The sequence below is a fragment of the Neptunomonas japonica JAMM 1380 genome (genome assembly GCF_016592555.1).
In the GTDB taxonomy this organism is placed as follows: Bacteria; Pseudomonadota; Gammaproteobacteria; order Pseudomonadales; family Balneatricaceae; genus Neptunomonas; species Neptunomonas japonica_A.
Map to the genome: position 1 here is coordinate 2,743,941 of NZ_AP014546.1, position 12,353 is coordinate 2,756,293.

6 protein-coding genes are annotated in these 12,353 nt (G+C 45.4%); 2 read left to right on the plus strand and 4 right to left on the minus strand.

Features of this window, described 5'->3' with window-relative positions:
• Positions 1–9: 9 nt before the first annotated feature.
• The 3 genes from qhpC to peaA all read right to left on the minus strand — a co-directional run bounded on the left by qhpC (position 10) and on the right by peaA (position 3,456).
• The gene (qhpC, locus tag NEJAP_RS12835; protein WP_201347615.1) at positions 10–336 is read right to left on the minus strand and encodes a quinohemoprotein amine dehydrogenase subunit gamma; all 327 of its coding nucleotides are present in this window, start codon (positions 334–336) and stop codon (positions 10–12) included.
• Positions 337–1,782 (minus strand): quinohemoprotein amine dehydrogenase maturation protein, encoded by a 1,446-nt coding sequence (peaB, locus tag NEJAP_RS12840; protein WP_201347616.1) that lies wholly within the window; start codon positions 1,780–1,782, stop codon positions 337–339.
• 78 nt (positions 1,783–1,860) lie between these two features.
• Positions 1,861–3,456: a quinohemoprotein amine dehydrogenase subunit alpha gene (peaA, locus tag NEJAP_RS12845; protein WP_419197824.1), complete on the minus strand. Its 1,596-nt coding sequence runs from the start codon at positions 3,454–3,456 to the stop codon at positions 1,861–1,863.
• A gap of 283 nt (positions 3,457–3,739) precedes the next feature.
• Between peaA and NEJAP_RS12850 the strand changes: the two genes are divergently transcribed.
• Positions 3,740–4,465 carry a response regulator gene (locus tag NEJAP_RS12850; protein ID WP_201347617.1) on the plus strand — a complete coding sequence of 242 codons (726 nt, stop codon included), beginning with the start codon at positions 3,740–3,742 and terminating at the stop codon, positions 4,463–4,465.
• A gap of 2 nt (positions 4,466–4,467) precedes the next feature.
• On the plus strand, positions 4,468–10,821 hold the full coding sequence (locus tag NEJAP_RS12855) for an AAA family ATPase (RefSeq protein WP_201347618.1): 6,354 nt from the start codon (positions 4,468–4,470) through the stop codon (positions 10,819–10,821).
• Positions 10,822–10,927: 106 nt separating this feature from the next.
• On the opposite strand, the gene NEJAP_RS12860 is transcribed toward NEJAP_RS12855, so the two are convergent.
• A complete protein-coding gene (locus tag NEJAP_RS12860; RefSeq protein WP_201347619.1) occupies positions 10,928–12,340 on the minus strand; it encodes an aldehyde dehydrogenase family protein in 1,413 nt (470 codons plus the stop codon).
• Between the last annotated feature and the right edge of the window lie 13 nt (positions 12,341–12,353).

The following is a 12,353-nucleotide window of genomic DNA, read 5'->3' on the forward strand; positions in this document are numbered from 1 at the left end:
GCGCCTCCGTTACTTCTGTTCTTCTGGGAAAATGCCGTCCAGCTTGCGCCAGTCTTCATTAGCTTTAGATACATCTTGTGACCAATCCGGATATTGGCTAATCGTATCTGGCACCTGAGCTGGCCACCAGCAAGCATCAGCACAACCATACAGATCAGATTCCATGGGCTGGCACAATGAGCCCAAACCGCCAAAAGGGTCAACTTCCCAACCCGGGTCATTGGTAGACGTACAGCCCACCACAGACTGCATCGCTACAACCTCTTCAACTTCATCAGGTGACGTTGTTCGGTCGAGCATTTTCGCTTTCTTATTGAAAGATTTAAGGTGTTTCATTTAAGCACTCCTTCTTGGAGAGACATGGGCTTCAAAAAACCCTGGATTCTCTAGCATGATGCGTGTGTACGCTTCTACACCGAAGTCGACCCAATCGCGTAACAGGTCACAGTAGTGGTAAGAAGGTACGGTCGCATCACCGTATTTTGCGTAACTTTCGTGATAGCAACCGCCAGAACAAATATTGCGGATACGACAGGTTTCACAGCCTGTTTCAGTACGATCTAGCCGGGTTTCAATAAACTCTGCTAATGCAGGTTTATCCAGCCCTTCACTCACATCACCAAATAACGCCTGATCAGAGCCGGTAAAGCGGTGACAAAGATTTACACCGCCTTTAGTATCGACTGCTAATAAACCAACACCGGCACCACAAGGCAGCTGTTTCTTATTGCCTTCATGAATATCGGTCATCAGCATATGCATATTGCCAAATCCCATATTCTTGCCGTCAAGCGCGGCTGCCAGATACTTTTTACCTAAGCGTTTCATGCCTTCAAACACTTCAACCATCTCGTCGCCAGTCAGGTTGAACGAGGATATATCGCCTGATGTTACGGGGCCAAAACCAACTTCAGAGAAACCCAACTCGCTATACAGATGATCAAAAATCGCTTCAACATCAGTAATACCGCGAGTTAACGTCACTCGACAGCCCACAGGACGGGCGTTATAACGAGAAAGCAGCATTTGTGCTTTCTGTTTAACGACCTCATAAGTGCCCTGACCACCGACAGTGATGCGGTTTTTATCGTGCATCGCTTTTGGTCCGTCCATCGAGATAGTCAAGCCAAAGCGGTGCTCGTTCAACCAGTCCACCAGCTTCTCATTGAGCAAGGTGGCATTGGTCGTCATGGTGAAACTGACATCGGCTTCTAAGCTGGCAAAGCGCTCTTCACAGTACGCCACCACATTGCGAATTAATGGCAGATTGCTCAGTGGCTCACCACCGAAAAACACCACGTTATACTGGCGCTGGTCAGGAGATTCCTTGAGCATCATCTCTACCGATTGCACGGCTGTTTCATAGCTCATCTTGTCACCCTTAGATGGGGTGGTCAGATCTTCTTTGTAACAGTAAGTGCAGCTCAGGTTACAGCCTGTATTGGTGTTCAATACGATGGTGGTCAATGGAAACTGAGTCACCGGCTGTGGCTCGATATTTATCTGCGCCTGATTGGCAGAAACCGTATCGGCATCCGCAACGATTTTAAGCGTCTTAAATTCTTCCAACGTATCGACAACATCAGCAGCACTAAAGCGGCCATCAAAGCGTTCTCGAAGTTGTGGGGCAGAAACCTCCTTCTGATCTGAGAATAGTTCGATCATCTCCCTACTCAAATCATCCAGTTCAAACAGGCCACTGGTAGGTACATGGAACAGCATGCGCCGCGCCTCTACATCTACCAGATGTAAGTTTGGTTTTACCAGCGTTAAAGATCCCATGTCAGCCTCGCTTCTTTTTATTGGTTATAGCTGTTATTGGCAGTCGATTTGTTTCAACCGTTGCTATCACTAGATCAATTACTGAATGGCGCGTTTGATAAAAGTAGGCACTGTAACTAACAGATGCGCTTCGCCTTCAACCTTGTTATCTCCATCAGCAACCTGAGCAATCACTTTCAGATTTCCCACGTTGTTTGTAGAGAATTTACGTTCAGGGTTCAGGCCAGCATCACCGGGGGTAAAGATACCGTTACCGTCAATTGTTCCGGCATATTTCAGGTCATTATCATGCTCAGCCACTTCATCAAATGGCAGTAGTGACCATTGAGCGGGCATGTAACCCAAACGCATATCATCTTCGGTACCGGGCTTTCCATCGCTACCCGCACTAAACGCTAAAGCGCGGTAAGTCGATTGTACTTTTGCTAAGTTACCGCCGTTGCCACCAATACGCGCAATGGACTCATTAGGTGTTACCTGAATGGCAGCAATACTGTCATACACAGCGAGTTGTGCGTTTGCTTTAGTTGCACCAACGGCAACATCACGTAAGCCCACAGAAGCGCTAGATGATGCTTTTGCCAAAACAACAACGCGGTCAGCATCACGCGACAACACCTTCACAACCTGAACACCGTTACCCAAAGAAATATCACCTTTGAGGCCACTACCGATGATAGTGACTTCTTGTTGTCCGCCTTGCTTAATAGCTGAAGGAGACAATGCAACAATGGCTTTACCACTCACCGCGCTCAGTTCACCACCAATCTCATCATGCGCTGCTTGGTACATGCGGCCGGTTAGCGTAGCGCCGTCTTCTGAGGCTGCCATTACTTGGCGCATTTTCACACCATCAAGCGTTAAGCTAGCGCGCCACTCGTACCCAGAAAAGACCTTCGCTTGGCCACTTCCTTTCAGGGGACTACCGTCAGCATAATGCCCGGTCATCACGAGCGAGAAGTTATCTTTGGACACGTTAGTAATGTTCAATGTAGCGCTGTAGTTACCCTTGCCAGCTATAAAGCCTGCAACACTCCAGCTGCCTGCCAACTTTGGCTTTGACATCTGCTGCCATTTTTTCCAAGCCGGATCATTAAAGGCATAGTCCGCTGCTAACTTAGGCGTAACATCGTTATAAGCAATGTCGTACCAAGAGCGATCTCGTGCCAACGCATGCAACTCAGTGGTCGGGTTTATCGCCATATGAGTATTTACATGTAGCTTCCACTCATCTTCGGTACGGCGCTGTAAACCAAAACGTGCATTAGAGTGACAACGCGCGCACATCTCGGCATAAGCAGGATCGACGTTCTCTACCACATTCGGCTTTTGTTCCAACACGTAGCGGTGCGGTGCTGATTCCGAGGGAGCCAAACCTTGCGTATCAGACAGGAACTTAATCACGGCCCGCTCTTCATCTGACGAAATAACTAAACCGTTCAGACGTTGCATACGGTTAATGGTCATCTGCCAGCCTTCAGGTGTTTTTCGCTGCTGACTTATGCGTGAATATGGCGCTTCAGGGTTGCCTGTCTGGGTATGACACAGCAAACATTTTTCTTGTATAACACTCTCACCATCCACCGCTACAACCGCGTTGGAAAGACCCATAAAAGCTATAGCGCCACTAACATATAGTGCTCGCTTCATCATTGGTTTTTTCAAGACTATCACTCCTGACTTTCGGTGATATTTTTATAGTTATCCATTCATACAGCTCAAGCTTTAAGCTATCAAGGATGGGGTCTAGATAAAGTACGCTTCCCATGTAAATAAAGTACCGGCTATATGTAGTCTTTTGTTGTTAAATGTAACGGGATGTAACAAGCAGCCAAAATACAAATATAACTAATTGATATAAAAGAATTATAATAATAATCAACAAGAAAAGAGCTCGCTTTTCTTTACTCATCTGCATTGCTAGACTCAAACAAAGCCTCCGGATGAACTCTGCTCTATGACTAGTCACACAAACCATAAATATAGAATACTGATTGTTGAAGATGATTTTGCCTCACGATCGCTTCTTTCTAGCTATCTAGAAAAAGAAGGCTACTTCGTCAGCGAGACAGAACAAGCAGATAACCTGTGTGAGCGAGTACAACAGGAGCAGATTGACCTTGTGCTACTGGATATCAACCTGCCCGGTAAAGATGGACTAACCCTCACTCGAGAACTGCGTTCAGTCTCCAGCGTCGGCATTATTCTGGTAACCAGTAAAGGCGATGAAATTGACCGGATCGTCGGTTTAGAGCTAGGAGCTGACGATTACGTCACTAAACCTTTTAACCCACGCGAGTTGCTAGTACGAGCAAAAAATTTACTATGGCGTGTCAAAGACAGCCAACAGGCTCGCCAGCAAGAGAGCACTCAAAAGTGGACATTTGAAGGTTGGGTGTTAGATGCAAATAAACGCTTGCTCACCTCTCCCACCAGTATTGAGGAGCGACTACCTGAAGGCGAGTTTAAGTTACTGAGCGCACTGCTTTACGCACCTGGCGCTATCCTTTCACGTGACCAGCTAATGGATGCAATTCATGATCGTGAATGGACACCCAATGACCGCTCCGTGGACGTTATGGTCGGGCGCCTGCGACGAAAACTAGGTGACAATCCCTCTAATCCGCACTTTATTTTGACTGCACACGGTGCCGGTTATGTATTTGCCGGCGAGGTACGTTAAGTATGCACTCAAAAGGAATCTCTCTTGTACAGGAGCTGATTCATCAGGGTAAACGCAGCCGAGTTTCACGCGGTGTATCCGACAGTAATCAAGCGATCATCATTAAACAACCCGGCCATCATGCCAACCCGCTTTCAGCAAACCGGCGCTTACTCCATGAAGCGGATATTTTAAGCGAACTCAACATTAACGGAGTGATTCCGTTACTCGAGTGCCTAAAATCTGAAACAGACCACAGCCTAGTCTTTTTAGATAACGCAGCCATTAGCCTACGTGAGTGGTTGTTAGTAAAACGGCCTGACCTTATAACACGATTAACCGTAGCGCTAAGCCTTAGCAAAACTCTGGGACAAATACATGAAGCGCGGATTACTCACAAACAGATAACACCCGATAATATTCTTATTAACCCTTCAACACAGCAAGCCTATATTATCGACTTCTCAATGAGTAGCCGCCTCAGCCGGGAACACCCATCATCAAGCGCGCCACAAGCCAATTCAGATAATCTATCGTACATAGCACCTGAACAAACGGGGCGTATTAATCGTTACATTGATTACCGTACCGATTATTACAGCTGGGGTATCACACTGTATGAGGTGTTTACGGGCTGCCTACCCTTTACACAACAAAATAACCAAGAACTCTTGCACTGTCACATCGCTCGCCAACCTAAAGTACCGCACCTTATTAACCCAAAGCTACCCATCGTATTATCCAATATTATCTTAAAGCTAATGGCAAAAGATGCAGCACAGCGCTACCAATCCAGCTACGGCCTCTGCCACGATATAAATACTTGTTTAGAGCAAATACACGCTAAAAACCCACAAGATTTCGCCGTCGGCTCTCAAGATGTTTCGGAGCGGTTTGAGCTGCCACAAACGCTGTACGGCCGTGCTTCCACCGTTACTCAGCTAAAAACCTGCTTTGATAATGTCAGTGCTGGCATGCAATCAATGGCTTTACTCACTGGTTATGCTGGCGTCGGAAAATCCAGTGTTGTACATGAGTTACGTCATTATATTTCACAACAGCACGGCCTTTTCGCCAGTGGGAAGTTCGATCAATACCATCGAAACCGCCCTTATACTGCTATTTATCAGGCAATGCAGACACTTATCCGCCAGTTATTAACTGAGCCTGACGAGCGCATTAAGCACTGGCGATCAAATCTTCAAGATGCCTTTGGCAGCAATGCCGAGGTTCTACTTAAGCTGATTCCTGAACTTGAGCTCATTATTGGCGAACAACCACAAGCGCCTCGTTTATCGCCATCTGAAGAACAGCACCGCTTCTCGCATATTTTTCGCCAAATGTTGAAAGTATTTGCTACAGCAGAACACCCCTTAGTACTTTTCTTTGATGATTTACATTGGGCCGACTTATCGTCATTAACACTCTTAGAAAAGCTGGCGCATCACCCGCAACATCCTCACCTTTTTATTATTGGAAGTTACCGGGATAACGAGTTCAACAAGCATCATCCGTTTCAACTATCACTCCAGCGCCTTAAAAGCTCACCGCTTGAGTTGTCTTTGTTTGAAATCAAAGCCTTAACGCTTGAGGATATTCAGCTGTTAATTGCCGATACACTGAGCCATTCAGTGGCGCAGAGCAAACCTCTAGCTGAAATATGTTTTGAAAAAACTCAAGGCAACCCTTTCTTTTTAAATCAGTTTTTACTCGATTTATATGAGAAACGCCTTATCCATTTTCAAGGAAGCCTATGGTCATGGAATGAAGAAGATATTCGTGACTGTGAAATAACCGATAACGTTATTAGCTTTATGGTGGATAAAATCCGCCGCTTATCACCACAAACACAATCGGTCGTACAGATAGCGGCATGTATTGGAAACCCCGTTGCTTTACCTATTCTTGCTGCGGTATGTGAGCAATCACCTGAACAAACCGCTACGGATCTATGGCAGGCTATTTCTGAAGGTTTGATCTTCCCATTAGAAGCAAACCATCATGCCAAGCATAAAGAGCAGGTAGAACAGCTACGCTATCGCTTTGTACATGACCGTGTTCAGCAAGCGGCCTACTCTCTCATTCCTGATGATGGCATTACTAATCTTCACTACCGTATAGGCCAAATACTACAAACAAAAACACCTCGCCACGAACAGGGCCGTCGTATTTTTGATGTGACTAATCACCTGAACCAGGCACAAGCATTAATTGAAACAGCAGCAGAAAGAGTAGAACTCACCCGCCTTAATTTGCAGGCGGGCTTACAGGCAAAAGAGGCCGCCGCGTTTGAATCAGCCTTTGATTATTTTCGTAAAGGGATTGAGCTCTTAACAGAGGACTGCTGGGAGAATCAGCCATCCATTGCTTTATCGCTATACCAACATGCAGCAGAAGCGGCCTATATCAAAGCGGACTTCGCTACACTGCACCAGCTTGTTGATACAGCGCTTCCTCATTGTCATCAAATGGCCGATAAGGTACTGCTTCAGGAATTACAAATTCAGGCGCTGGTATCGACCAACCACTTTGATGATGCGCTAACCGTTGCCTTACATTTATTGAAACAACTCAATTTTCCGCTCCCTAATGCCCCCGGAGCATTCGCTATTAATCGTGCGAGGCTCAGTTCATTGGTTAGGCTTTACCGCTATTCGGATGAGAAAATCCTGAGCTTACCGAAGATGGAACAGCCAGAAGCCCTAGCGGCTATGCCTATTCTGACCAGCATGTTTGGCGTGGTTAAATTTTCAAGCTCGGGTCTGCGCCCCTTAGTGATGGCGAAAGAAGTTGAGTTAACGTTACGCTATGGCCTAAGCACGGAATCAGCCATGGCCTTTGCCGGTTATGGTGGTGTGCTTTGTGGTAAATACCAACAAATAAAACAGGGGTTCCGCTTAGGAGCGCTGGCTATTAAGCTCGCACAACAAACAGATAACAACCGGATAGAACATAAAGTCCAATCCCTGTTTAACACCTATATACGCCATTATAAAGAACCACTGACACTGTGTTCCGAAGCATTGTTAGAGGCACACAATAGTGGCTTAGAGACTGGAGATGTAGAGTGGAGCGCTTATTCTTTAGCGGCACATATCCAGTTCAGCCTGCCACTGAGTGATAACTTCGATCAACTGGCCATTAAGTTGCAAGAGTACATTCTGCAGTTACAAGAAACCGGACAAAAACAGTCACTACAATACTCATTAATGGCACTGCAGTTTATAGAAGTACTTAGAGATCCCATTGCGCCAATAACACTGAATGGCGAATATTACGATGCTGAATTAATGCTGATTGAGCATCATGATAATAATCACAAGACAGCTATCTGTTTACATTTTTTCTATCAATCCTTGCTCGCATTTATTTTCAAGAAGCACCAACAAGCAGACGATTACGGCCAACAAGCACTGCAATTTAGCCCTTACATCAGCGGCACCTATACTGAGTCTTTTTTAAATTACATTTATGTCATTAACACCATATTGTTGCTGCCGTCTTTACGTGAAGCTCAACAAATGCAGCGCATTAAAGAGATCAATACTTACCTTAAATCCAGCAGCAAACTGGTAGAACAGTGCCCACAGAATCATGAACACCGTCAACTGCTCGTTAAAGCAGCATTGCTAACTTACGAGCAATCATACAGCGAAGCTATTGACCTATTTGACCAAGCTCTTGCGTTATTGCAGCAAAACTCTTTTCATCTGGATTTTGCCATTGCTAACGAATTAGCGAGCCAATGCTACCGTAGCTGGGGAAAGCACAGCATTGCTCACCACTACATAACGCAGGCTTATCAAGCTTATGAGCGCTTAGGCGCAAACAGCAAGTTACGGCACCTAAAAGCGGAATTTAATGATCTCAACTCAGTGCCCTATGAGCATAAGCAAACTGATTTTTCTGACTCAGCATTTTCTAACGAGCCAATAGAGCAACCAAGCCGTGCGTACGATGTCTCATCGGTTATTAAAGCATCACAAGCCATATCGGATGAGATAGTGCTTGAACCACTTCTTAGCCGCCTTATTAAGCTCGCTATTGAAAACGCGGGGGCACAGCGCGCTGTACTGTTACTCAACCGACAAACATTAGTTATTGAAGCAGAAGCAGGTATTGATGGTCCAACACAGCATTATGATGCTATGCCTTTAGATGATGGGGCTCACTTGCTGCCAACCAGCATCATTCATTATGTCGCACGCACAAAAGAAAATGTGGTGTTAGGCCACGCCAGCCAACATGAAATGTTCCAACAAGACGCTTACATTCAAGAGAAGCAACCTCTCTCATTGCTCTGTATGCCTATCATGTATCACGGAGCACTCACCGCCATTCTCTATTTGGAGAACAGCCAAAGTCGTGATGTTTTTGACAGAAACCGCTTAGAGGCACTACAAATATTATCGGCACAAGCCGCTATCTCGATAGAAAATGCCAAGCTATACCAAAGTTTGGAGAAATCCGAATATAACTATAAATCGTTGTTTATGAACGCAGTAGAGGGAATTTTTAGAGCGGCTCCTGAGGGACGATTCATCTCAGCAAACCCTGCGCTTGCTACTTTACTGGGCTACCCTACACCCGATGCTTTTCTTGATGAAATCACCGATATCGCCAGCCAATGTTTTATTGATGATACTGATCTTCGCTCTTTTATAGATACATTGAGTTCTCAACAAAAAATTATAAACTTTGAAACTCGCTGGCAAACAAAGTCTGGTTTTCCTATTTATGTCGCCATTTCTGCTCGCATTGTGCATAACTCACTAGGTGACCTTGAATACTACGAAGGCTCTTTAACAGATATTAGTGAGCGCAAAGCAAAAGAGGCAGCAGAACAAGCACGTAGTAAAGCAGAAGCCGAAAATGAAGAAAAATCACGCTTTCTTGCGACCATGAGCCATGAAATTCGCACCCCTATGAATGGCATCTTGGGCATGACACAGTTACTCAAAAAAACTAATTTAGACGCCACCCAAATTGAGCAAGTCGATACTATCTTTAAAGCGGGACGATCTCTTTTAACCATTTTGAACGATATTCTCGACTTCTCTAAAGCAGAATCAGGCCAACTAGCGCTAGAGACTAACCCTTTCAAAATCGAAGATGTGCTTGATGAGGTATATTGTTTGTTCATGCCTCTGGCACAAGAAAAGTCACTACAAATTGTGCCTCAAATTGACCGCATGTTACCAACCGTTGTAGGTGATCGACGTGCCCTCACACAAATACTCATGAACCTCTGCTCCAATGCATTGAAATTCACACATGAGGGCTACATTACCTTAAAAACCATAAATCTAAAGCAAACCGACAACGATATTAGCGTGCGAATTGAGGTAAAAGATACGGGTATTGGTATTGCTGAAGCATCACAAAGTAAAATATTTCAGCACTTCATCCAAGCTGACAGCACTATCACCCGTCGCTATGGCGGAACCGGACTAGGTCTGGCAATTACCAAGCGAATGGTAGAGCAACAAGGAGGAAATGTCGGCTTTTCAAGTACACAGAGCCAAGGCTCTACATTCTGGCTTGAGCTGTCCTACCCTCTCTGTAGTGATGCAACGCTACCCGACATTGAAAAGAAAACAGCGGCAACCCCAACAGTACCAATGGATATTCTTCTCGTTGAAGATACGCCTATTAACCAGCAAGTCGCTAAAGGGTTACTCGAAAGTGATGGGCATCATGTCAGCATTGCTGAAGATGGTTTCACAGCACTTTCTATGCATAACGATCATCTTTATGATCTTATCCTGATGGATATCCACCTGCCCGATATGGATGGTATTACCACCACAGAAAAAATTCGCTCCCACCCAAACCCTAAATATGCCGCCATTAAGATCATTGCGCTAACCGCATCTGTATCCCAACATGAAATAGAGAAATACAAGCAAGCAGGCATGGATGGAGTGCTCGCAAAACCTATTCAATTTGAAGCGATGCAGCAACTCTTAAACGACAAGATGGCAATAGACTCTGATCATATGCAAACCAAGCAAGGCAAATACCTAAACACCACACTACTCGATCAACATCAACAGCTACTAGGCACAGAGCGTATTCACAAACTTATTGAACAGTTTTATCAAATGGCGAGCACATTACTGCCAGAGATAGAAAAAGCGGCAAAACAAAATCAACTAACACCACTGAGCACTGCTGCACACACGCTTGCTGGCGCTGCTGCAAACTTTGGCTTTGAAGCATTGCATGCACACTGTCAAAAACTAGAGCGCGCCGCTCAAGCCGACTTACTAAGCGAGGCGTCTGCTCTAGCAAAACACACCAAGCGTTTATATAACGACAGTCAAACAGAGCTTGCTCTCTATTTTGAACAACAAAAGGAAAGCGATGCAATGTAGGTATATAGATAAAGGGGATGGGGGAGATAAAAAAACCAAATGCCACGGAGAGAATACTAATGGCATTTGGTAAAGGTAAAGCTAAGGAATCACTTATAACGAGCGACTAGCGATTAATATTCAAAAGCTGGGGAACGGTATATTCCAACAACCCTTCCTGTCCAAATTCAACCCCAAAACCAGACATTTTACAGCCACCAAATGGCGCATGAGGTAGCACTTCTGCATGGCCATTTATCCACGCGGTGCCGCATTCAAGCTGTGAAGCAATCTCTTGAGCTTGATTAATGTCGGCTCCCCATACTGAACCACCCAAACCATTTTCACTAGCATTAGCACGGGCAACAGCATCATCAATATCACTGTATTTAATCAGCGGCAGAACCGGACCAAATTGCTCCTCATCTACAACACGCATACCATCTGTCACATTAGTTACGATCGTTGGCGCAATAAAGTACCCAGCACCTTCAGGAACAACCGCACTAGGGTGAACGACTCCACCACTGGCTTTTGCATCAGCAATCAACTCATTAACTAAATCGTATTGATCTTTGTTTTGAACAGGACCAAAGGTAACGCCCGGTGTAGCGCCATCACCCACCGTTTGCTGCTGCGCAATCGCTATTAGCTCCTGACTTAGTTCATCATAAATGGATTCATGTACATAGAGACGTTTAAGTGCTGCACACGTTTGCCCCATGTTCAAAAATGCCGTTTGAAAAACACCTTGAGCAATCGATTTCACATCGGTACCGGGTAAAACAATCGCCGCGTCGTTGCCACCTAACTCAAGCGTTAAGCGCTTCAAGTTATCAGCAGCATTACGCATAATATTTTGGCCTGTTGGCGTAGAGCCTGTAAAAACAATCTTACGAATTTTTTTATGGCCACTCATCGCACGCCCTAAACCACCTTCACCTGTCACGATATTAGCAACACCCGCTGGAACCACTTCATTAATAAGTTCAACCAATCGCATGGTGTTAAAGGGTGTCATTGAAGAGGGCTTAACAACAATGGTATTCCCAGAACGCAGAGCCGGCATAATATGCCAAACAGCAATCATCAACGGCCAGTTCCATGGCAAGATCGACCCCACCACACCTAATGGTTTACGGTGAAGTTCAATACGCTTGTTCGGGCTGTCTTCAATCACTTCAACAGGGATCTCCAAATCAGCAGTATAACGCGTCCAAGCAACAGCACCGCCTACTTCCATCTGCGCTAGCGCCTGAGGCTTACCCTGCTCACTGGTAATAATATTTGCCAACTCTGCTGCATGCTCTTCAAGCTTATCTGCAATTTTATGCAGCATGGCCTGGCGATCAGTATGACTCGTTTTCTGCCATGTGATAAACGCCTTTTCAGCGGCGTCCACTGCCAGATCAAGTTGCTCTAGCGACGCAGCAGGGCATTCTGCAAGCGCCTCTGCTGTCGCTGGGTTTATCACAGAAAAAGGTGTGTTTTCACCGGCTACTGCGTGCCCGTCAATCATCATTGAATAGTCATTTTTCATAGAAGAACCTGCT

What these genes read in the sequence shown, in the direction of transcription:
- qhpC (WP_201347615.1), bottom strand. Translation starts at nt 336, where the DNA reads ATGAAACACCTTAAATCTTTCAATAAGAAAGCGAAAATGCTCGACCGA.
- peaB (WP_201347616.1), bottom strand. Translation starts at nt 1,782, where the DNA reads ATGGGATCTTTAACGCTGGTAAAACCAAACTTACATCTGGTAGATGTA.
- NEJAP_RS12850 (WP_201347617.1), top strand. Translation starts at nt 3,740, where the DNA reads ATGACTAGTCACACAAACCATAAATATAGAATACTGATTGTTGAAGAT.
- NEJAP_RS12855 (WP_201347618.1), top strand. Translation starts at nt 4,468, where the DNA reads ATGCACTCAAAAGGAATCTCTCTTGTACAGGAGCTGATTCATCAGGGT.
- NEJAP_RS12860 (WP_201347619.1), bottom strand. Translation starts at nt 12,340, where the DNA reads ATGAAAAATGACTATTCAATGATGATTGACGGGCACGCAGTAGCCGGT.